Origin of the sequence: Tsukamurella sp. NPDC003166, assembly GCF_040611135.1 — a bacterium.
Classification (GTDB): Bacteria; Actinomycetota; Actinomycetes; order Mycobacteriales; family Mycobacteriaceae; genus Tsukamurella.
Genome location: NZ_JBEXNL010000020.1, coordinates 37,620 through 59,387 on the forward strand (window position 1 = coordinate 37,620; position 21,768 = coordinate 59,387).

21 protein-coding genes are annotated in these 21,768 nt (G+C 68.9%); 6 read left to right on the top strand and 15 right to left on the bottom strand.

All coding sequences use genetic code 11. The features are described 5' to 3' along the window. Positions 1 to 58: 58 nt before the first annotated feature. A complete protein-coding gene (locus ABZX10_RS19085; RefSeq protein WP_355543469.1) occupies positions 59 to 886 on the top strand; it encodes an SDR family oxidoreductase in 828 nt (275 codons plus the stop codon). Here ABZX10_RS19085 and ABZX10_RS19090 read toward each other — a convergent pair whose 3' ends face one another. After that, a complete protein-coding gene (locus tag ABZX10_RS19090) occupies positions 887 to 1,789 on the bottom strand; it encodes a glycine betaine ABC transporter substrate-binding protein (RefSeq protein ID WP_355543472.1) in 903 nt (300 codons plus the stop codon). A gap of 89 nt (positions 1,790 to 1,878) precedes the next feature. On the opposite strand from ABZX10_RS19090, the gene corA reads away from it, so the two are divergent. Together corA and ABZX10_RS19100 are read left to right on the top strand one after the other, a co-directional pair. Beyond that, on the top strand, positions 1,879 to 2,958 hold the full coding sequence (gene corA / locus ABZX10_RS19095; protein WP_355543475.1) for a magnesium/cobalt transporter CorA: 1,080 nt from the start codon (positions 1,879 to 1,881) through the stop codon (positions 2,956 to 2,958). 129 nt (positions 2,959 to 3,087) lie between these two features. Then, positions 3,088 to 4,350 (top strand): ATP-binding protein, encoded by a 1,263-nt coding sequence (locus ABZX10_RS19100; protein WP_355543478.1) that lies wholly within the window; start codon positions 3,088 to 3,090, stop codon positions 4,348 to 4,350. 6 nt (positions 4,351 to 4,356) lie between these two features. On the opposite strand, the gene ABZX10_RS19105 is transcribed toward ABZX10_RS19100, so the two are convergent. The 11 genes from ABZX10_RS19105 to ABZX10_RS19155 form a co-directional block, all read right to left on the bottom strand. Continuing rightward, positions 4,357 to 4,959 carry a suppressor of fused domain protein gene (locus ABZX10_RS19105; protein WP_355543481.1) on the bottom strand — a complete coding sequence of 201 codons (603 nt, stop codon included), beginning with the start codon at positions 4,957 to 4,959 and terminating at the stop codon, positions 4,357 to 4,359. Positions 4,960 to 4,980: 21 nt separating this feature from the next. After that, positions 4,981 to 5,847 (bottom strand): ParB N-terminal domain-containing protein, encoded by an 867-nt coding sequence (locus tag ABZX10_RS19110; RefSeq protein WP_355543484.1) that lies wholly within the window; start codon positions 5,845 to 5,847, stop codon positions 4,981 to 4,983. Then, positions 5,837 to 6,511, bottom strand: a complete 675-nt coding sequence (locus tag ABZX10_RS19115; RefSeq protein WP_355543487.1) for a metallophosphoesterase — start codon at positions 6,509 to 6,511, stop codon at positions 5,837 to 5,839. Before ABZX10_RS19115 ends, ABZX10_RS19110 begins: the two co-directional genes overlap by 11 nt. A gap of 35 nt (positions 6,512 to 6,546) precedes the next feature. Beyond that, positions 6,547 to 7,725 (bottom strand): sn-glycerol-3-phosphate ABC transporter ATP-binding protein UgpC, encoded by a 1,179-nt coding sequence (gene ugpC / locus ABZX10_RS19120; protein ID WP_355543490.1) that lies wholly within the window; start codon positions 7,723 to 7,725, stop codon positions 6,547 to 6,549. Between the two features lie 27 nt (positions 7,726 to 7,752). Beyond that, complete coding sequence (locus tag ABZX10_RS19125; RefSeq protein WP_355543493.1) at positions 7,753 to 8,586, bottom strand: carbohydrate ABC transporter permease; 834 nt, start codon at positions 8,584 to 8,586, stop codon at positions 7,753 to 7,755. A gap of 9 nt (positions 8,587 to 8,595) precedes the next feature. Then, positions 8,596 to 9,531, bottom strand: a complete 936-nt coding sequence (locus tag ABZX10_RS19130; protein WP_355543496.1) for a sugar ABC transporter permease — start codon at positions 9,529 to 9,531, stop codon at positions 8,596 to 8,598. Continuing rightward, the gene (locus ABZX10_RS19135) at positions 9,528 to 10,973 is read right to left on the bottom strand and encodes an extracellular solute-binding protein (protein ID WP_355543501.1); all 1,446 of its coding nucleotides are present in this window, start codon (positions 10,971 to 10,973) and stop codon (positions 9,528 to 9,530) included. Before ABZX10_RS19135 ends, ABZX10_RS19130 begins: the two co-directional genes overlap by 4 nt. A gap of 142 nt (positions 10,974 to 11,115) precedes the next feature. After that, complete coding sequence (locus tag ABZX10_RS19140) at positions 11,116 to 11,856, bottom strand: TetR/AcrR family transcriptional regulator (protein WP_355543504.1); 741 nt, start codon at positions 11,854 to 11,856, stop codon at positions 11,116 to 11,118. A gap of 35 nt (positions 11,857 to 11,891) precedes the next feature. Beyond that, entirely contained in the window at positions 11,892 to 12,893 is a 1,002-nt protein-coding gene (locus ABZX10_RS19145) for a diiron oxygenase (protein WP_355543507.1), read from the bottom strand. A 272-nt stretch (positions 12,894 to 13,165) separates the two neighbouring features. After that, positions 13,166 to 13,462: a transcriptional regulator gene (locus tag ABZX10_RS19150; protein ID WP_355543509.1), complete on the bottom strand. Its 297-nt coding sequence runs from the start codon at positions 13,460 to 13,462 to the stop codon at positions 13,166 to 13,168. A gap of 842 nt (positions 13,463 to 14,304) precedes the next feature. Beyond that, positions 14,305 to 14,835, bottom strand: a complete 531-nt coding sequence (locus tag ABZX10_RS19155) for a general stress protein (RefSeq protein WP_355543512.1) — start codon at positions 14,833 to 14,835, stop codon at positions 14,305 to 14,307. A 51-nt stretch (positions 14,836 to 14,886) separates the two neighbouring features. Between ABZX10_RS19155 and ABZX10_RS19160 the strand changes: the two genes are divergently transcribed. Genes ABZX10_RS19160 through ABZX10_RS19170 form a run of 3 tightly spaced genes read left to right on the top strand, consistent with a single transcriptional unit; the run spans position 14,887 to position 17,430 of the window. Continuing rightward, complete coding sequence (locus ABZX10_RS19160; protein WP_355543515.1) at positions 14,887 to 16,173, top strand: CBS domain-containing protein; 1,287 nt, start codon at positions 14,887 to 14,889, stop codon at positions 16,171 to 16,173. Continuing rightward, positions 16,170 to 16,706: a DUF1003 domain-containing protein gene (locus ABZX10_RS19165; protein WP_355543518.1), complete on the top strand. Its 537-nt coding sequence runs from the start codon at positions 16,170 to 16,172 to the stop codon at positions 16,704 to 16,706. The genes ABZX10_RS19160 and ABZX10_RS19165 overlap by 4 nt, the downstream gene beginning before the upstream one ends. Beyond that, entirely contained in the window at positions 16,693 to 17,430 is a 738-nt protein-coding gene (locus ABZX10_RS19170) for a nuclear transport factor 2 family protein (RefSeq protein WP_355543521.1), read from the top strand. Before ABZX10_RS19165 ends, ABZX10_RS19170 begins: the two co-directional genes overlap by 14 nt. Positions 17,431 to 17,473: 43 nt before the next feature. On the opposite strand, the gene ahcY is transcribed toward ABZX10_RS19170, so the two are convergent. The 3 genes from ahcY to ABZX10_RS19185 all read right to left on the bottom strand — a co-directional run bounded on the left by ahcY (position 17,474) and on the right by ABZX10_RS19185 (position 21,713). Beyond that, positions 17,474 to 18,940, bottom strand: coding sequence for an adenosylhomocysteinase (gene ahcY, locus ABZX10_RS19175; protein WP_355543524.1), 1,467 nt, complete (start codon positions 18,938 to 18,940; stop codon positions 17,474 to 17,476). 29 nt (positions 18,941 to 18,969) lie between these two features. Then, a complete protein-coding gene (locus ABZX10_RS19180) occupies positions 18,970 to 20,067 on the bottom strand; it encodes an SMI1/KNR4 family protein (protein WP_355543527.1) in 1,098 nt (365 codons plus the stop codon). A 137-nt stretch (positions 20,068 to 20,204) separates the two neighbouring features. Next, positions 20,205 to 21,713, bottom strand: a complete 1,509-nt coding sequence (locus ABZX10_RS19185) for an amino acid permease (protein ID WP_355543530.1) — start codon at positions 21,711 to 21,713, stop codon at positions 20,205 to 20,207. Positions 21,714 to 21,768 lie beyond the last annotated feature (55 nt).

The following is a 21,768-nucleotide window of genomic DNA, read 5'->3' on the forward strand; positions in this document are numbered from 1 at the left end:
GAACGCCGCGCAGCGGCGCATCCGAGCAGTTCAGCCTGCAGAGCGTGAGGATCACAACATGAAGAGTTTCCGCGGCAAGGTCGCCGTCATCACCGGCGCCGCCTCCGGCATGGGCCGCGAGCTGGCCCTCCAGCTGGCCGAGGAGGGCGCGAAGCTCTCGCTCTGCGACTACGACCCCACCGGCCTCGACGCCACCGCCGCGAAGGCCCGCGCTCTGGGCGCCGACGTGCACACCAAGGTCGTCAACGTGGGCGAGCGTGAGCAGCTGCTGGCGTACGCCGACGAGGTCGTCGAGCACTACGGCACCGTCAACCTGCTGTTCAACAACGCCGGCATCGCGCACCACGAGCCGATCGAGACGACGTCGTTCAAGGACTACGACCGCGTCATGGACATCAACTTCTGGGGCGTCGTCAACGGCACCAAGGCGTTCCTGCCGGCGCTCATCGCCTCCGGCGACGCGCACATCGTCAACACCAGCTCACTGTTCGGCCTGCTCGCCGTCGGCGGCCAGAGCGCGTACAACGCCTCGAAGTTCGGCGTGCGCGGCTTCACCGAGGCGCTGCGGATCGAGATGCTCTCCAGCGGCCACAACGTGGGCGTGTCCTGCGTGCACCCCGGCGGCATCAAGACCGCCATCGCGCGCAACGCCACCGTCGCCGAGGGCAAGGATCAGGCCGGCACCGCCGAGCTGTTCGACAAGTACCTGGCCCGCACCGAGGCCTCCGACGCCGCCCGCACGATCCTGAACGGCGTCAAGCGCAACCGCGGCCGCGTGCTCGTGGGCATGGACGCGAAGATCATCGACGTTCTGGTCCGCGCCGGTGGCTCGGCCTACGAGCGCGTCAACGCCTTCGTCGACAAGCAGCTCAACAAGCGCATCTGATCAGTGCAGCGGGTGTTCCTTCGCCCAGTCGTCGGCGGCCTGCTCGGCGGTCCGCTCCCCCGACTCGACCTTCGCGACCATCTGCGCGAGGTCGGCGGTGGTGAGCTCGCCGGCGATGGCGGACAACCGCTTCGTCTGGGCCACCGTCAGGCCGTCGCGGCGCACGAGCGGCACGACGGCGCGGGAGGGGACGGCACCGTCGGGGTCCGCGACCTGGGTCAGATCCCGGGCCGCCGGCGACAACGTCCCGATCTGCGCGAGGGACGCCCGCCCCTCGGTCACGGCGCGCGCGGCGGCGGCCTCGTCGGGCACGACGAGGACCGGCCCCGTCGGGCAGCCGTAGCGGGCCTTCAGGTCCGACGGTGACCCCGACGGGATCGCCACGGTCCCCGACAGCCCCTCGCACCCGCGCAGTGTGGCCGCCGGGGCGGCCTTCGACACGAAGAGCATCGGCTGGTCGAGCGCGAGCGTCGGATCGCCCAGGCCCAGCCCCTCGGGCAGCACCGCACTCAGTGCCACGAACTGCGCGTCCCACTGCTCCCGCGGGTTCTCGGACTCCGATTCCTTCGCCTTCGTCGGCTGCGCGACGCCGGGACGATAGCGCTCCCAGAGCTCGCCGGTCAGCGCGGGCGCGATCGTGAGGTCGCCCCGCTCGACGGCCGCCACCGCGGCGTCGCCGGGCCCGAGACCCAGCTCCGTCTGCACGGGCGTCCCCGCGGTCCGCAGCGCGTTCGCGTAGAGGAGCGCCCCGACGCGGGAGGCGGCACCGTCGGACGATCCGACGGTGACGATGCCCGGCGCGGTCCGCGGCCCGAGATCGGACAGATCGCCCGCATCCGAGCAGCCCGCGACGCCGAGCGCGACGAGGGTCGCGACCGCGGCACCGAGCTTGCGAGATCTCACGCCTACTTTCTACCCGGCCGCCCCGCGAGCCGGACACCGGCCCGCCCACGCGACGCGGACCGTCGTCCCGCCGGACTACCATCACCTGCATGCCCTCCATGCCGTCCATGCCCCGGCCTGGTGCGACCCGCCGCGAGGTCCCCGAGGTCGGCGTTCCCCGCGTGCCCGTGGCGCGCGCCGTCGTCGACTGCGGCGTCTACGTCGACGGTGAGCGCCTGCCCGGCCGGTTCGGGTACGTCGAGGCCATCGAGGAGGTCCGGCGCCGCGGCGAGGGCTACGTGTGGGTCGGGCTGCTCGATCCCGACCAGCATCAGATGGACGAGGTGGCCCGCGTGTTCGGGCTGCACCCGCTGACCGTTGAGGACACGCTGGTCACGCACAACCGGCCCAAGGTCGACCGGTTCGACGACACGCTGTTCCTCATCCTCAAGACGGTGAACTACGTGGGCCACGACCGCACCGACCCGATGGCCCGCATCGTCGAGACCGGCGAGGTCATGGTGCTCGTCGGACCGGACCACGTGATCACCGTCCGGCACGGCGACCACGGCAGCCTGCGCCGGGTCCGGCGCAACCTCGAGGGCAATCCCGAGCTGCTCAAGCTGGGGCCGTCGGCGGTGATGCACGCCGTGGCCGACCACGTGGTCGACACCTACGTCGCCGTGTCCGACCTGCTCGAGGACGACATCGATCACGTCGAGGAGGAGGTCTTCCGGGCCCGCTCGCGCACCAAGGTCGACGAGATCTACCAGCTCAAGCGCGACATCGTCGAGCTGCGTCGCGGCATCCATCCCCTCTCCCACGCGCTCAAGCGGCTCACCTGTGACTTCACCGATCTCATTCCCGGTGAGATCCAGCGCTACTTCTCGGACGTGCTCGATCACCAGTCCATGGTCGCCGACCACGTGGAGACCTACAACGACGTGCTCAGCTCGCTCATCGACGCGGCCGTCGCCAAGATCGGGATGCAGCAGAACGAGGACATGCGCAAGATGTCGGCGATCATCGGCCTCGTCGCGGTGCCCACGATGATCGCGGGCATCTACGGCATGAACTTCGACAACATGCCCGAACTGCACTGGCACTACTCGTACTACGCGGTCGTCGCGATCATGATCCTCGCGTGTATCGCGCTGTTCATCACCTTCCGGAAGATCAAGTGGCTGTAGCCGCTAGCCGCGTTCGCCTCGACAACTCACTGCAGAACAGCGACTTGGGTCCTGCAGAACAGCGACTTGAGTCCTGCAGAACAGCGGGCTCAATTGCGCAGAACAGCGTGTTAGCGCAACAATAGGCCCGTGACCTCGAACGACATCCTGCCCCGCCACGCCCTCCCCTGGGCTGAGGAACTCGCCGTCGCCTTCCCGGTTGTCGTCATCGAGGGCGCGCGACAGGTGGGCAAGAGCACTCTTGCCACGATGCTCGTCGAAGGCTCGCGTCGCGCGGCGCGCTACCTCACGTTGGACGACGAACTGCTGAGGAACGCGGCACAGAGCGATCCGCAGGCCTTCGTGGATCAGCTTCCCGACGGAATGCTCGTCATCGACGAGATCCAGCGTGCTCCTGAGCTGCTGTTGCCGATCAAGGCATCCGTCGACAGGAACCGCACGCCGGGGCGTTTCCTCCTGACCGGGTCGGCCGACCTGTTGCGCCTCGAACGGACCCCCGACTCCCTGGCCGGCCGTGCGGTGACGCTGACGCTCGGACCTCTGAGCCAGGGGGAGATCCGAGGGCGGGTCGATGACTTCGTGACGCACCTTCTTGCCGGAATCGATCCGTTCGACGTAAAAACCTCGTTCACGCGTGAGGACTACGCGAACGCTCTCGCGGCCGGCGGCTACCCGGAGGTCTTCAGCAGGTCGCCGCGACTACGCACGGCATGGTTCGACGGCTATCTGGACCGGATAGTCCAGCGAGACGCCCGCGATGTCCGCCGCTTGGTGGACGGCAACCGACTGGCGACCGTCCTTCGCCTCATCGCGGCCAACCAATCGGGCGAGATTGTGCGCGCCCGGCTCTCCCGCGACGCCGACATCCCCGAGACCACGATCAGCGCGTACCTCGACCTCGCCGAGACGCTGTACCTCATGAAGCGAATCCGGCCATGGACTGGAAAACTCACCACCCGCCAGACCGGGAAGGCCAAGGGGCTCATCATTGATTCCGGGCTTGCGATGCACCTCTCGGGCGTCACGGCAGCCCGGGCCGGCGCATTGGTCGGCGGCGGGGAGTTGCTGGGACCGCTCCTCGAAGGTCTCGTCGTGTCCGAGCTGCTCAAGCAGCGGACCTGGAGCGACACGCGGTTCAATCTCTTCCACTACCGCGAGACCTCGGGGGCCGAAGTCGATGTCGTCCTCGAGCTCGACGACGGCCGGATCCTCGGTATCGAGGTGAAGGCGAAGCAGACCTACAAACCCGAGCACTTCCGTGGCCTTCAGCGGCTCGCCGAGAGACTGGGCGACAGGTTCGCGGGCGGGGTCGTGCTCGGCACTGCCGACCAGGGCGTTCGGTTCGGCGAGAACCTCATCGGGCTGCCCATCGCTTCCCTGTGGGAACTCTGAGCGAGATTAGACCTCTCTGGCTGCGGGGCGGCCGGGGTCGGACGGATCGATGCCGGCTTCTTTCCACGCCTCTCGGAGTGCCGCCCCTCCCTTGAGCCGCACCCACGCGGCCTCGTTGGCCGTGATCGGGTCGGCGCGTAGGAACCGGACCGGATCGCCGCCGTCGCGCTCCAGATCGGGCACCGTCGACTCCCCCAGCAGGACCGCCGTGAACGGCGCGCCCGCCCACAGCGGCGCACCCAGGTCGACGAGCGCGTCGGGCGCGAGGACCAGCCCCTCGACGGCGGGCGTCGCGGCGAGGATCGCGAGCGACCGGTGCACGCCGTCCAGCGCAGCTCCTGGTCCGTCCGCCGCGGGGCGCAACTCCAGGATCACCTCCGCGCGCGGACCGTCGTCGACGGCGACCAGCGCGTTCGGGTCCGTCATCGCGTGCCGCGAGCAGCCCACGCTGGCGAACGCGACGAGCGGGTCACCCACCCAGCGCTGGATCGTCATCGGCTCGAGACCCAGGAAGGTCACCGACGCCGATGCCGGCGGCGCGAAGCCCCGACCCGCGTAGTGCTCGACGAGATGCTCACGGACGGCGTCGACGACGGAACTCACGAGCATCGATCCTACGGACCGGCCACGTCAGAAGAACCGGCCCGGTTGCCAGGGCCGGTTCTGCGCCGACACCTCGTCGATGATCTCGGGCGTCCAGACGTGCTTGCGCACCAGCCGGTACCGCTCGCACGCGACGAACAGGTAGACCTCGGCGTCGGTGGAGGACTCCATGATCCCCGCGGCGCGGGCGAGCTCGATGACGGGGGCGAACTCCTCGTCGAACCACCGGCGCGCGATGTCGGCGCGCGGCAGGTACTCCCCCGCGTCCTGGATCAGGCGGAACCCCCATGCCTCCACCGACTCCGCGAGCACGGAGTAGTCCCACGCGTTGGTGAACCGGATGCGCTCGCGCGCCGCACCCGCCAGCGGCACCCGCTCCAGGAACAACCGTCGGTGATCCTTGAGCAGCAGATCCGAGCGCACCGCGATCCCGCCGGCGCCCACCCGCGTGACCACCTCGGTGACATAGGCGTCGATGGTGGCGAACCCCCGCGCGAAGGCGATCGACACGCGGTGGTGCCCGTCGACGACGAAGTACATCTCCCCGACCTTGCGCACCTCGATCGGCGGCATGGCCTCGCCCCGCCGCTGCGCCGCAGCGAGCCGCTGCCAGCGCGCACGCAGCGCCGGCGACCGCGGCCGGAAGTGCCGGTCGAAGTCGCGGGTGCGGTCCACGCTCCCCACGATCGCCGCGACCGGCACGACCTGCAACCCCAGGTTCCGCTCGGTGACCAGGCCCAGCGCGGAGACGACCTCGTCGTAGGGCAGCACCTCGTTGACGTCGCCGGGCTGGCCGCGCACCCACGCCGCGAGCCGCGCGATGTTGGCGCGGCGCCGGGACCGCTCGAAGTCACTGCGGGCGTCCTCGTCGGGGAAGCCGGTATCACGCGCCACGTCGCCGCTCCCTCACGGAGAAGTCCCCGGGCCGGCCGGGGGTGATGTCGAAGTACGTGTACCCGACGGTGTTGAGCACCGGCACACCGTCGATCTCGTGGTCCGGGCCGGGCCGCCCGAACGGGTGCACGTGCCCGTGCACGAAGACCTGCGGCCGGATCCGCGCGACCAGGGAGCCGAGCGCGGCGAGCCCGCGATGCGGGCCGTCGTCACCGTCCCCCACGCCCAGCGCGGGCGAATGCGCCAGCACCAGGTCGACGGTACGCCAGCGGGCCGCGAGCCGCAGCCGAGCGGCGCGGCGCCGCGCCTGCGCCTGCGTCCACTGGTTGGGCCCGCCCCGGTAGCGGACGGACCCGCCGAGGCCGGCCACCGTCAGGCCCGCGACGGTGACCACGCGGCCGTCCGCGTTGACGCCCCCGCGCGGACCCGGCGGCTCGCAGGGCAGGCCGCCGCGGACGTACCCGCCGCGGGTGCGGCGGTAGCCCGAGAAGTCGGGGTCGTGGTTGCCGGGCACGAACACGCACGGCACGCCGTACCGGTCGACGAGGCCCTCGAGGTATCCGCCCGACAGGTCCCCGGCGCCCAGGATCAGGTCCGGTCGCAGCGCCGACGATGCCAGGGCCAGGCCCGGCACCTCCTCGTCGCTGACGGCGAGCACCCGCATGACGACCCGCCCCGTCCCGGCCCGTGCCGACCGCGCTACAGGGCCAGGTTCAGCCCGGTCGTGGCGTCGAACACCGCGATCTTGGTGGGGTCGTAGAACAGGTCCACCTCGGCGCCGCGGGCGACGGTCGAGTCCGCGGACAGGCGCGCGACGACCTCGTCGACGCCCGCGATCGGCTGCTGCCGGTCGGCATCGAGGTCGGTGAGGGCGTTGCTGCGGGCCGCCGCGTCGGGGACACCGAAGTGCACGAACTTGTCCGAGCCCATCGACTCGAGAACGTCGACCTTCGCGGTGAAGGTCAGGCCGCCGACGCGCTGGTTGGGGTCGAGCAGGCGCGCGTCCTCGAAGTGCTCCGGTCGGATGCCGACCACGACCTCCCCGGTCCGGTTCCCGGCGGCCGCGGCACGCTCGGCCAGGCGCGGCGCGTCGAGCAGCAGGATCTCGCCGAGCGCGGTCTCGATGCCGACGGAGGTCAACCGGCCGGGCACGAAGTTCATCGCCGGCGAGCCGATGAAGCCGGCCACGAACAGGTTGTTCGGGCGGTCGTAGAGCTCCTGCGGCGCGCCGATCTGCTGCACGTCGCCGCTCTTGAGCACGACGACGCGGTCGCCGAGGGTCATGGCCTCGGTCTGGTCGTGCGTCACGTAGACCATCGTGGTGCCGAGGCGCTTCTGCAGCCGGCTGACCTCGGTGCGCATCTGCACGCGCAGCTTGGCGTCGAGGTTGGACAGCGGCTCGTCCATGAGGAAGGCCTTGGGACTGCGGACGATCGCGCGACCCATCGCGACGCGCTGCCGCTGGCCGCCCGAGAGCTGCGACGGCCGCCGGTCGAGGTGCTGGGTGAGGTCCAGGGTGCGGGCCGCGTCCTCGACCTTGGCGTTGATCTCGTCCTTGCCCAGCTTCGCCAGCTTGAGCGGGAAGGCGATGTTCTCGCGCACGGTCATGTGTGGGTAGAGCGCGTAGGACTGGAAGACCATCGCGATGTCGCGGTCCTTCGGCGCCTTCTCGTTGACCCGCTCGCCGCCGATGCGCAGCTCTCCGCCGGAGATGTCCTCCAGGCCCGCGATCATGTTCAGCGTGGTGGACTTTCCGCAGCCCGACGGGCCGACCAGGATGACGAACTCGCCGTCGGCGATCTCGATGTTGATGTCGCTGACGGCGGTCGAGCCGTCGGGGTAGGTCTTCTTGACGTGGTCCAGGACGATGTCGGCCATGTGATTGCTCCTCGAATACTTTCGGCGTCAGCCCTTGACCGCGCCGGACGTGAGCCCGGCGACGATCCGTCGTTGGAAGATCAGGACGAAGATGATGATGGGAATGGTCACGATCACGGCGGCGGCCGCGATCGACCCGGTGGGCTCCTCGAACTCCGAGCTGCCGGTGAAGTTGGTGATCGCGACCGGCGCGGTCGTGGACGCTTCGGTGGCCGTCAGCGTCAGCGCGAAGAGCAGGTCGTTCCAGCAGAAGATGAACACCAGGATCGCGGCGGTCACCACGCCGGGCGCGGCGAGCGGGGCGATCACGCGGCGGAAGGCCTGCGCCGGGGTGGCGCCGTCCATCTGCGCCGCCTTCTCCAGCTCCCACGGGATCTCGCGGAAGAACGCCGACAGCGTGTACACCGTGAGCGGCAGCGCGAACGTGATGTACGGCAGGATCAGGCCGGGCCACGTGTCGAACAGGCCCACCTTGCGCTCGATGTTGAACAGCGGCGTGATGAGCGAGACCTGCGGGAACATCGCGATCAGCAGTGCGGCGCCCACGAACAGCTTCTTGCCCGGGAAGTCCAGCCGCGCCACCGCGTAGGCGGCGAACATGCCGATCACCACGGCGATCGCGGTGGAGATCAGCGCGATGCCCACCGAGTTGATGAGCGGCCGGACGAAGCCGTTCCCCTCGAAGATCGCAGTGTAGTTGTCGAAGGTGAACTTCTTCGGGATGAAGTTCCCGTCGCTGATCGCCGACACCGGCTTGAGCGAGAGCGAGAGGATCCACAGCACGGGGATCAGCGCGTAACAGACCACGATGAGGTCGACGACGCTCCAGCCGAGCTTCTTACCGACGGTTCCTTGAGCCATGTCCTACCCCTACCGTCGATCGCCCGAGTCGGAGCCCGGCACCGAGGTGCCGAACGCCTTGACGAAGATGAACGCGATGATCGCGACGCAGACGAAGATCAGCACCGAGATCGCCGACCCCACACCCAGGTTGAACGCCTTGAACAGGTTGTCGTAACCCAGGATCGAGACGGACCCGGTCTTGTTGCTGCCCTTCGTCAAGATGTAGATGTTGTCGAAGATGCGGAACGCGTCGAGTGTGCGGAACAGCAGCGCGACCAGGATCGCCGGCTTCATCAGCGGGATCGTGATCCTGGTCAGCCGCGTCCACGGGCCCGCGCCGTCGAGGGCGGCGGCCTTGAGCAGGTCGTCCGGAACCAGGGCCAGGCCGGAGAGCAGCAGCAACGCCATGAACGGCGTCGTCTTCCACACCTCGGCCAGGATGATGATCGCGACCGAGGGCCACTGCTGGGTGAGCGGGGCGGAACCGTCGGGCAGCAGGCCCGCGAGGTAGCCCGTCTCCGGGGTCCAGGCGTAGTACCAGGAGAACGCGGCGGCGACGGTCACGATGCCGTACGGGATGAGCACGACGGTGCGCACGATGCCCCGGCCGACGAGCGTGCGGTGCATGACCAGCGCGATCGCGAGGCCGAGCACGAACTCGATCACCACGGACACCACGGTGATCAGCGAGGTCATACCCAGCGCCTGCCACCAGTAGCCGTCCTTGAGAACGGTCAGGTAGTTGGACAGCCCGATGAACTCGTCCTGCCCCGGATACGCCAGCGACGACTTGTGCAGGCTCAGCCAGAAGGCGTAGATGATCGGGTACGCGGTGACCAGGAACATCACCAGCGCCGCGGGGGCGATCAGCAGCAGGCCGAGCTTGCGCTCGGCGCGCCGGCCCTCACTCTCGGGGGTGGCTCCCGTCGGCTGGTCCGACGGTGCCTCGGTCACGGCGGTCACGGCACGAGCCCCTTTCCATCCATGGCCTTCTGGGCGGCAGCGGTCAGTTCGTCGGCGAGAGAATCCGGGTCCCAGGAGCCGACGGGCGCCAGCTTCGCCTGCAGCAGGGTCGACATCGCCTGGTACTGCGGCGTGATCGGGCGCACCGCGGCCGTGGCCTCCTGCAGCTGGTCACGGATCAGGTTGGCCATCGGGTAGGCCTTACGGAACTCCGCGTCGTCGTAGAGCTTCGCCAGGATCGGCGGCGTGCCGCCCTTGACCGCGTACTTGCGCTCGGCGGCCTCGTTGGTCAGGCACGCCAACGCTTCGAACGCCTGCTTCTCGTAGCGGGTGGTCTTGGCGACCGCGAAGTTGATGCCGCCGACCGTGGTCTTCGCGGGCTTGCCCGCGATCACCGACGGGTACGGCGCGAAGTCGAACTTCTGCCGGGTGAGCGTGTTGATCTCGTTGAGCTGCGCCACCGTCGGCGAGGGCGCGTCCTTCGCGTCCTTCGGCGGGTTGAGCAGGTCGTTGAACTTCGCCAGGTCGGTCAGGTACGGCACGTCGCCCGCGGCGCCGTTCTTCTGCGCGCTCGCGAACACGAAGGGCCAGTTCACCTGGAAGATCGCGTTGCCCTTCTCCATGCCCAGGCGGGAGGCGCCCTCGTCGAGCTGGGTGAACGACGGGTCGCGGCCGGGCGCGGTGGCGACGGCCTTCATGATCGACAGGGCCTTGACGGTGGCGGCGCGGTGCTCCGGGGTGTCGGTGAGCGTCACCGTCTTGCCGTCGTCGGCGACCATCCGCCCGCCCGCGCTCTCCAGGAGGGAGTTGAACCACACGACCACGCCCTCGTACTGCGCCGCCTGCGCCTCGATCTGCGTGGGCCCGCCGAGTTGCCCGGACTTCGCCGCGTACTGCACCACCTGATCCCAGGTGAGCTTGAGCGGGCCCGGGCCGATCTTGCGGCCGAGCACCTTTTCCAGCGCGTCCTTGCGGTACCAGAGCAACTGCGTGTTGGTCCACGCCGGCGCCGCGTACTGCTTGTCCTGCCACATCGCGGTCTTGAGCGGGCCGGCGAGCACCGTCTTCTTCGCGGCGGCGGCCTGCTCGTCCGGGAACGGCAGGATCCAGCCGGCCTCGGCGAACTCGGCGGTCCAGTTCACGTCGAGGCCGACGATGTCCATGGTGCGGTCGTTGCCGTTGGCCCGCCGCGCGATCTGCAGGCGCTGATCGTCGGCCTGCTTCGGGAGCGCGTGCCCCACGACGGTGTACTCGCTGGTCGAGCAGTCCTGGGCGACCTCCTTGGTCACCGTGGCACCGTCGGCAGGCGCGTACACGTTGAGCGTGACGCCGCTGCCCTCAGTGCCGCAGCCCGCAAGGAGGGCGACCCCCATCGTGGCGGCGAGCCCCGCCGCGGCGGCGCGCCGCGCGTGCCGCCGGGTACTTCTCGGTCGTATCGTCACGCCGCCTCCTATGCCGCCCTGCGCCGGGCGACGTCCGCTGGGAAAGCTAGCCGACGCGGCCCGTGAGGTGAACCACATTCGGCATTATCGTGCCAGACCGGGCCGACACTTTTCGCGAACCCCCGCCAATCGCCCATCCGGGTCAGGATCCGCCCGACGGTGCCGCGGCACCGTCGGGCACGAGGGTCGCGAGGACCGTGGCGAACTCGGCGTCCGGATCGACGGTCACGCCCATGCCGCGCGCGGCACCGTCGAGCACGAACCACGTGATGTCCGTGAGCGATTCGACCACCTGGGCGCGCGAGCTGCCCCGGATCGCCTCCTCGCCGCGGACCCAGCTGGTGAGCGTCGCCTCCACCGTCGTGAACATCACGAACGGGATGCGCGCGAAGGGCTCGGGGTCGAGGCGGGTGACGGCGGCGATGCCGTCGATGGTCTCGTGCGCCCGGGTGACCACGCGATGGCGGAGCTCGGCCACGGCGTCGGGGGCGTCGGGGGCCGTGTCGGAGGGACCGGACCGCAGGAGGTCGACGAGGCGCGGGTTGTCCTCCATCCAGACGGCGGCGCTGGTGATGGCGCGGCGCAGGATCCCGCGGAGCGTGCCCGCCGAGACGTCGAGGTCGGCCTCCAGCTCCGCGGCGAAGGACTCCACGACATAGCCGCGCAGGCCGCGCACCAGGTCGTCCTTGCTCTTGAACTGGCGGTAGACCACCGACTTCACGAGTCCGGCCCGCTCCGCGATGTGCCGCACCGAGATCGGCGCACCGGGCGCGGACTCCTCCACCAGTTCCGCGGCGGCCCGCAGAATCAGGTCGCGACGCTGCGAATTGTGCTCGCGCCACCGCAACCGATAGCCGGAGTCCGGCTGCCCTGCGGAGGTCATGGCTCGTGATGCTACGCCCCGGGCGCGGGCCTCCGTCAGGCCGCAGCCTGCGCCATGCGGGTCGGCTCGCCGCGATAGCGGGCCTGGTGACCGTCGATCTTGAGCAGCTTCCACATGAGCCTGCCGAACGGGGTCATGAGACCCAGATCGTCGGCGAGCGCGCGCATCTCGGCGAAGTAGTCGTTCAGCAGCGCCCGCGCCGCGGGCCCGCGCCAGAAGGCCTCGCGCTTGACCTCGCGCGGCACCTCGAACCTCTCGAAGAACTCCTTCGGCGGAGTGAAGATCTCGCCGACCAGCCAGCGCATCGCCAGCGGGAAGGCGAACGCGCAGATCCGCTTCTGCCGCTTCGTCATCCCCTGCAGGTGAGCGTGCAGGAACTCGTGCGCGAAGGAGATGTGCCGCGCCTCTTCCGCGACGTGGACCTCCATGGTGCGCAACACCAGCGGCGGGACCTGGCCGCCGTGCCGCATGATCGCCTTCTGGTAGTGGTCGATCGGCTCCTCGCCGCCGAGGATCCCCATGAACAGGATCACGTGCGCGTAGCCGCCGAGAACGCCGATCATCGGCGAGGCCCGCCGGAACCGCTTGCGCATACCCGGAACGTCCACGCCGATGCGGTTGACCAGCTCCTGGAACATCTGGATGTGGTTGCACTCCTCGGTCATCTCATGGAGGCAGTAGCGGAACTCCGGCGAGGAGTTCGGGAGCTTCATGATGTACTGCATCATCCCGCGGATCAGGATGGATTCGAAGGCCGCGCCCACCTTGATCGTGTTGGCCATCCGCCACTTCCCCATCTCGATCCGCTTCTCCAGCGGCAGGTCGCGGTACCACTGCGTGGCGCCCAGCGAATCGAGCGTCGCCGGCAGCACCCAGCGCGGATCGTTCGGGTCCAGCGCCAGCTCCGGCGAGTCCCAGTCGATGTCGAGGTACGGGTCGAACCGACGGTGCACGGAACCGTCGGACAGGTCCTCCAGAACGTCGAGGTAGCCCTGGTCGAACGGGTCCCGCCGCACACGTCCCTGGATGTCAGCCATGAGAGTCCTCCTTGTGATCACTATCACCCTCTCGCAATTTAGCAGGACTTGGCGTCTCGGTAAACAGGTTCGGGAGACCCTCGTCCTTCCACTCCGTTCTCGCAGGTCCGACGGTGCGCCGCTCGCCCCCGGGGCCGCCTCCGGCCGCAGCTGCACTCGCGTCGATACGCAGCAGAAATCACCGGACGCCGCAGATTCCTTCACTCCCCGCGCGGATCCTCGGGGCGCCCGGGAATATCTGCGGGGAGCGGAGAGACCTACGGCACCGCGGGTCAGGTCGTGAGCTCACGCAGTGCCGCGACGTGTCGCGCGAAGGCGGACCGGCCGGTGATGGTCAGCTCCACCCACTGCCGCCGCGAGTCCGCCGAGTCCCGGCGGGTCGCGACGTACTTCGCCTCCTCCAGCTTCGCCAGATGCTTGCTCAACGTGGGCGCGCTCATGTCCAGAGCCTTCGCGAGCACGTCGAACCGCATGTCCCGCGCCTGGTCCAGCGCCGCGCAGATCATCAGCCGTTGCCGCGGGTGGATGAGGTCGTTGAACGCCGGCGGCCCGTATCTCGAGCTGCTCATCGCTCGCCGCGGCGAGCGATCAGCCGCGCCACCCAGTCACCGACGAGGTACGCGGCGGTCGAGATCGCTATCGATGTCGCGTACGTCGTCCATACACCAGGCTCCAGAAAGCGCGAGCCGACCATCGCGATGACGAGCCCCGACATGGAAGACCAGAAACTGACCTCCCCCGCCAACGAACCCCCGTCGTACCCCCTAGGTCGAGCACCACGCAACCGCCGGAGCCCACTCACGAGAAGAGTTCCAGCTCCGAGGAACACGAAGGCCACCAGAATGTCTCGCCACAGGTGACGCCCGCCCAGGGCGACTGAGTAGTACACCGCGAGGTTCAACGCCCAAGCCAGGGACAACCACCACGGAGAAGCAGTTCGTCGCGCAGCGCGGGCGGCTCGGGCAACGTCTACAAGAGACCCGTCACCACCGCGATTCGTTTCCATACCGGAAACGATAACCTGATCGTTGCCACATCGGCAACGATCGTTCGATCACGACTCGACCGGACCGCGGTCCACAGATCATTCTTTGCACTTCATAGCGTTGCAACGTTATGCAGAGTGCGAACCGATAGCGGTAGGTCGCAGGCGCCCCGGAACACCAGGGCAGCGACGATTCGTCGGCGAACAGCCCACCCGCCGCGACGAAGGCTCCTAGCGCGCGCCACACGGCCGAGCTATGCAAGAAACGCATAACCTGTGCCTGAAAAACAGCCTTCGACCTGCACAGATGAGGGTATGCGCCAGACGCATCGCTGTCGCGAGCAACACATCTACCGCCGACCCCGACGTCGATCCCCGCACGCCCCACGGCGACGCGGGGCGGGCGGTGCTGACGGCAGCGAGCGACTACTGGATGTTCAACCGGGCCAGCATGTCGCGCGCCTGCTCGGCGACCTGCGGATCGCACAGCACGTCGTACCGGCCGGCGACCAGTTGCATCGTCGATGAGAAGTCGCGCGTACCGCGCGAGGCCCAGTACGGCACCGCCGCACTGATCAGACCGAACACCACGCCTCCGACGATGCCGGCGATCACGGTCGGCAGCACGTTCGCACCGCCGCCCACGAACAGCCCGACCAGCAGGCCGAGGAACAGGCCCAGCCACGCGCCCGACGCGGCGCCGGCGCTGAGCACCCGCCCCCAGGTCAAACGCCCCGTGATCCGCTCGACCTGCATGAGGTCCACGCCCACGATCGTGACGTTCTGGACCGGGAACTCCTGGTCGGAGAGGTAGTCGACCGCGCGCTGCGCCTCAGCGTAGGTGCCGAACGACCCGATCGGCCAGCCCTTCGGCGGCGTCGGCAGCCCGCGGAAGGGCTGCCCGGCGGGCCCTCCGGAGCGATTCTGCGACCCCGGGCCGGGTAACGGTTGCGACATTCGACGCCCTCCCTCACATGCGATACGTAGAACGAAACTACCCTGAACACCATGTCGGCTGTCTCCAGAGTATTCGTCGCTCGACTGTCCGGCCTGCCCGTCGTGGGTCCGGACGGGGAGTCGGTCGGCCGTGTCCGCGACGCCGTGATCGGTCTGCGCGCCGATCGCAAGGCGCCACGTGTCCTCGGCCTCGCCGTCGAGCTGGCCAACCGCCGCCGCATCTTCGTTCCGATGCTGCGCGTGACCAGCGTCGAACCGGCCGCGATCACGCTCAACACCGGCTCGGTGAGCCTGCGCCGCCTGCACATCCGGCCCGGTGAGGCCCTCGCCCTCGGCCAGCTCCTGGGGACCAAGGTCCGGATCGAGGAACCCGGGGAGCCGTACGACGGTGCCGACGCCTCCGTCGTGGACGTGGGGATCGAGCAGACCCGAACCCGGGACTGGGTCGTGCACCGCCTGGCCGTCAAGATCCGCGCGACGGGGTGGAGTCGGCGCGGCGGCGTCCAGGTGGTGGACCTCCCCCACGTCTCGGGCTTCACCACCACCGCGCTCACGAGTGCCGATCACGACATCGCCGAGGCGCTGACGGTGTTCGAGGACATGCGAGCCACCGACGTGGCGCAGGCCCTGCGCGAGCTGCCCGCCCAGCGGCGGCTCGCCCTCGCGGCGGCGTTCGACGACGAGCGGCTCGCGGACGTGCTTCAGGAACTCGGCGACGACGACCAGGCCGAGGTGATCGCGCACCTGTCCAAGGCCCGCGCCGCCGACGTCCTCGAGGCCATGGACCCCGACGACGCCGCCGACCTCCTCGGCGAGCTCCCCGACAACCAGCGCGAGGAGCTGTTGGCGGTGATGGACCCCGAGGACTCGGGGACGGTCCGTCGACTGCTCACCTTCTCGCCGTACACCGCGGGCGGCATGATGACGCCCGAGCCGATCGTGGTCACCCCGTCGACCACCGTGGCCGAGGCCCTGGCCCGGGCCCGCAACCAGGACATCACCCCCGCGCTGGCCAGCATGGTGTTCGTCGTCCGGCCCCCGACCGCGACCCCGACGGGCCGCTACCTCGGCGCGGTGCACCTGCAGCAACTCCTGCGCGAGCCGCCCGCCGACCTGGTGGGCGGCATCGTCGACACCGACCTGCCGCGGCTCGCGCCGGATGACCCGCTCGGCGCCGTGACCAGGTACTTCGCGGCGTACAACCTGGTCACCGGGCCCGTGATCGACGCGGAGAACCACCTGCTGGGCGCCGTATCCGTCGACGACGTGCTCGACCACCTGCTGCCCGACGACTGGCGCGACGAGGACGACGACAACACCGTGGAGGCCGCCCGATGAAGGACCGCTCCCGGCTCGACACGCCGCGGCTCGGCCGCAGTTTCCACCTGAACCTGGGCGACGACATGATCGGCCAGGGCGCCGAGCGCGTCGCCCGGTTCCTGGGCACCGGCCGCTACCTGGCGATCCAGACGGTGATCGTCGTGGTGTGGGTGATCATCAACGTCAGTTGGATCGCGCTGCGCTTCGACCCGTACCCGTTCATCCTGCTCAACCTTGCGTTCTCCACGCAGGCCGCGTACGCGGCGCCGCTCATCCTGCTCGCGCAGAACCGACAGGAGAGCCGGGACCGAGTCTCGCTCGACGAGGACCGCGCCCGCGCCGCGCAGACCAAGGCCGATACCGAGTTCCTGGCCCGTGAGCTGGCATCGGTGCGCCTGGCCGTCGGCGAGGCCGCGAGCCGCGACTACATGCGCCGCGAGCTCGACGAGGTGCACGAGAAGCTGGACGCGCTGACCGCGCTGCTGCAGACGCTCGAACACCGCAGCCACGCGCCGGCGGTCTCGGAGGAGCGCGCCGATGCGCCCGACTGATCCCCGCGAACTCCTGCATCCCGTCCTCCCTGCGGAGACCTACCGCCGGCTCGGGATCGCGCCGCCGCGGCCGCCGCAGCAGTTCGCGCCGGGCGGGCCCGTCTCATCGGCGGGCACGCCCTTCGTGACGGGGCGGGCGGTCACCGGGGTGGTCCCCGATCCCCGACCGCGCGCGCCCCTGCCGGCCCCGTCGGCCCCCCAGCCGTCCGCGCCCCGGGCGCACCAGCCGTCCGCCCAGGCCTGGCAGACCGCACCGTCGGGGCCGCCGCGGCGCGACCGGTCCGTGGCGATCGTGGTCGGCGCGACGGCGCTGATCATCGCCATCATCATCGGCGCCACGTGGTACATCCTCGCGAACCGCGGCAGCGACGACGAGCAGCAGATCCGCGATGTCGTCACCGCCGAGACGACGGCCCTCAACAACCGGGACCTGGCCGGGCTCATCGGAACCCGCTGTTCCGCCGACGCCATGTTGCTGCAGCAGCAGTTCACCGCGCAGACCTTCGCCGCCGAGGTCGACTCCACGCTCGGGCCGAGCGGGCGCTGGAAGGTGACCGTCGGGGCCGTGCGCATCGACGCCGACGCCGGAACCGCGACCGCCGAGCAGACGACGGTGCCGGTCGGCTCGGGATCGATCGTCGCGCAGACCGTCACAGACACCACCACCCTCCGGAAGGAGTCCGGAGGGTGGAAGGTGTGCGTCAGTTCGTCGCGCGTCCGTTAGCGAGCCCGACGGTGCCGATCAGTCACTGTCGCAACGGTGCCGCTCAGTAGCGGTAGTGCTCGGGCTTGTACGGGCCCTCGACGTCGACGCCGATGTACTCGGCCTGCTCCTTGGTGAGCTTGGTGAGGTGCCCGCCCAGGGCCTCGACGTGGATCCGCGCGACCTTCTCGTCGAGGTGCTTGGGGAGACGGTAGACCTCGTTGTCGTACTCGTCGGGCTTGGTCCACAGCTCGATCTGCGCGATCACCTGATTGCTGAAGCTGTTGGACATGACGAACGACGGGTGGCCCGTCGCATTGCCCAGGTTCAGCAGGCGGCCCTCCGACAGCACGACGATCGACTTACCGGTGTCGCCGAAGGTCCACTGGTCGACCTGCGGCTTGATGTTCAGCCGCACCGCGCCCGACTTCTCGAGGCCGGCCATGTCGATCTCGTTGTCGAAGTGGCCGATGTTGCCGAGGATCGCGTGGTCCTTCATCTGCTTCATGTGCTCGAGCAGGATGATGTCCTTGTTGCCCGTGGAGGTGATGACGATGTCGGCGTCGCCGATCGCGTCCTCGACGGTGACCACGTCGTAGCCGTCCATCAGGGCCTGCAGCGCGTTGATCGGGTCGATCTCGGTGACCTGGACGCGTGCGCCCTGCCCCGCGAGCGACTCGGCGCAGCCCTTGCCCACGTCGCCGTAGCCGGTGATGAGGACCTTCTTGCCGCCGATGAGCACGTCGGTGCCGCGGTTGATGCCGTCGATGAGGCTGTGGCGGGTGCCGTACTTGTTGTCGAACTTGCTCTTGGTGACCGAGTCGTTGACGTTGATCGCCGGGAACGCCAACTCGCCCGCCGCCGCGAACTGGTACAGGCGCAGCACGCCCGTGGTGGTCTCCTCGGTGACGCCCTTGACCGACTCGGCGATCGTCGACCACTTGGTGGCGTCCTTGGCCAGCGACTCGCGCAGCAGGGCCAGGAACACCTGGTACTCGTGACTGTCGGCGTCCTCGTCGGTGGGCGGGACCACACCGGCGGCCTCGAACTGCGCGCCACGCAGCACGAGCATGGTGGCGTCGCCGCCGTCGTCGAGGATCATGTTGGCGGGCTCACCCGGCCAGGTCAGCATCTGCTCGGCGGCCCACCAGTACTCCTCGAGGGTCTCACCCTTCCACGCGAACACCGGCACGCCCTGCGGCGCCTCGACGGTGCCGTGCGGGCCCACGACGACGGCCGCGGCCGCCTCGTCCTGGGTGGAGAAGATGTTGCACGACGCCCAGCGCACCTCGGCGCCGAGGTCCACGAGGGTCTCGATGAGCACCGCGGTCTGCACCGTCATGTGCAGCGAGCCCGAAATGCGGGCGCCCTTCAGCGGCTTGACGTCGGCGTACTCGCGACGCAACGCCATCAGGCCGGGCATCTCGTGCTCCGCCAGGCTCAGCTGCTTGCGGCCGGACTCGGCGAGAGAGAGGTCCGCGACCTTGAAATCGATTCCGTTCGCCGTATCGGCGGTCAACGTAGAAGTCACGCGCTCCAGGCTATCGCGGCCTGCACCGATCAGCCCGCCCGCCTCGGCTGCGATCGTGAAACCGGGGGTTTCATGAGCCAGGAAGCCACATCTGGCCCATACTTGGCATCGTCGATCGCATCGCGGACGAAGCCATCCTCGATGTCGACTCCGTACGCTGCGATCACCTGCGTCGCGAAGGGGACTACCGACGCACGCGCGGCGGCTTCCGCGGACGGCGGCGGCTTCCGCCACGTGGTGCTGCCGACCCTCGCGAATTCGGCGGCCTGCCAGTCGTTGTGGCGGTCCCGCGCCTCGAACGCCTCGGCCCATCGCTCTCCCGATCGGATCTCCGCAACGCTGAGGATGCGCGGGTTGCCCGGCCATCCGTCGGCGACCTCCAGAAGCTCGCGATGCTCGGGGTGCAACGCCCGACCGAGCTCGCGCTCAAGCACCTCGATGTCCGACGGTGCTGCCGGCGGGTTCGGTGATTCTGGAACAGACACGGCCCGTAGCTGCGCGAACTCGGCGCGCAGCGCAGCGAGTCGCTCGACGATCTCCCTCGTCGTCGGCGGGTCCAGCCGGAGATCCCTGCCCCAGTACCTCCCGCGCGGTCCGAGCTCCTCGCCGTCGAGCCACTCGGTCAGCGCCGCCAATTGATCGACGAGGTAGTCGTCGAAGGAGTCGTGGAAGCGGTGACCGTGCGGTGTCATCATCAGCTGCCCCGCCCGGTACCCCTGGGAATCGCGGTGCAGTACGAAGGTCTCCGAGGAGGTTCCGTCACTGTCGGCGATCCGGACCCAGTCGTCGTCGGTCCTCCAGTCGACCAGAACGTCCCCGTCGGCGAGCCTGATCCCGAGCCCTTCCGATTCGCTGATCGTGCCGTGCCCGATCTGATCGCACGAGAGCAGGGCGGTGTCCTGATTCCATTCACTCCAGCCGTTGGCCACGGTGAGGAACTCGCGGTACTGCGAAGGTATGCGGAACCCCAGCCGTTCCTCCGCGGCGAGCAACTGTTCCTCCGTCGCACCGGGATTCGGCAGCGTCATCTCGTACAGGTCCGGATGGATCCGGACCAGCCGTTCCCGTTGTACCAGGAACGCGTCGATCAGCCGCCGCCAGCGCGCTACCCCCACGTCGGTGTTCACGATTCTAAATCGTACGTCGCGCCTGTCCGATCCGGACGGAATCGGAGAGAGGGTCCGCCACGACACCTGACACTTGCGCCAGCGCGCACAGAACCGGGGCCGACACGCGATGTGTCGACCCCGGTCCGGGAAAAGAATCAGTCGGCCAGCGACTCGATGACCTCGCCGCGCTCGCGGCGGCCGAGCACCGAGTGGTTCTTCGAGTACAGGAAGTAGACGACGACGCCTGCCACCATCCAGATGAGGAACCGGACCCACGTCTCCAGGGGGAGATTGAACATCAGCCACGCGCAGGCGATGACCGACAAGATCGGCACTAGCGGCACGAGCGGGGTGCGGAAGCCGCGCGGGAGATCGGGGCGCCGCTTGCGCAGCACGACCACGCCCACCGACACCATGACGAAAGCGAACAGCGTGCCGATGTTGATCAGCTCGGCGAGCTCGTCCAGCGGGACGAGGCCGGCGAAGACGGCCACTACGACACCGACGCCGACCGCGATCCGGACCGGCACACCGCGGTCCGAGGTCTTCGCGAGCTTGCGCGGCAGCAGGCCGTCGCGCGCCATGGCGAAGAGCACGCGGTTCTGACCCATGAGCAGCACCATGACCACGGTGGTGAGGCCGGCCAGGGCGCCGATCGAGATGATCGTGGCAGCCCAGTCGACGCCGTTGAGCGAGAACGCATAGGCGAGGTTCTTCGCCGCACCCTTGTCCTTGCCGGTGCCGGCAGCGGTTGCGAGTTCCTTGTAGCTCGTCATTCCCGTCACCACGATGGTGACCGCGATGTAGAGCACCGTGACGATCGCGAGTGAGCCCATGATGCCGCGGGGCACATCGCGCTGCGGGTTCTTGGTCTCCTCGGCGGACGTCGCCACGATGTCGAAGCCGATGAACGAGAAGAACACCAGGGACGCGCCCGCGAGGACGCCGTACCAGCCGTACGACAGTCCGCCACCGTCGGTCACGAACTGGAACAGGCTCTGCTTGAGCCCCGATTTGCCCTCACCCTGCACCGACTCCGGAACGAACGGGCTGTAGTTGGAACCCTTGATGTAGAAAGCTCCGACCACGATCACCAGCAACACCACGGCGACCTTGATCGCCGTGATCACCGCGGACACCCGGGAACTCACCTTCGCTCCGAAGGTCAGCAGCACGGTCAAGACCGCGACGATCAACATCGCGCCCCAGTCGACGCGGACGCCACCGATCTCGACCACCGGTGCTCCGGTGTGGAAGACGGTGCCCACATAGCTGGACCACCCACTGGCGACCGCCGCAGCAGCGATGGAGAACTCGAGAACCAGGTCCCAGCCGATGATCCACGCCGCGAACTCGCCGAAGGTTGCGTAGGAGAAGGTGTAGGCGGACCCGGCGACCGGTACCGTCGACGCGAACTCCGCATAGCAGAGCGCGGCGAGCCCACAGGCGATAGCCGCGATCACGAACGACACGGAGACGGCCGGCCCGGCCAGGTCACCGGCGGTCTTGGCACCGATCGTGAAGATGCCCGCGCCGACCACGACGGCGACGCCGAAGATCGTGAGATCCCATGCGGTCAGCTGCTTCTTCAGCCGGGTGCCGACCACCTCGGTGTCGGCGATGGACTGCTCCACCGATTTCGTACGCAACAGTGGGTTTGCCATCCGATGCTCCTGTGTTCGTCTGGGTGTGACGATTCATCAAACACCACAGGGCCAC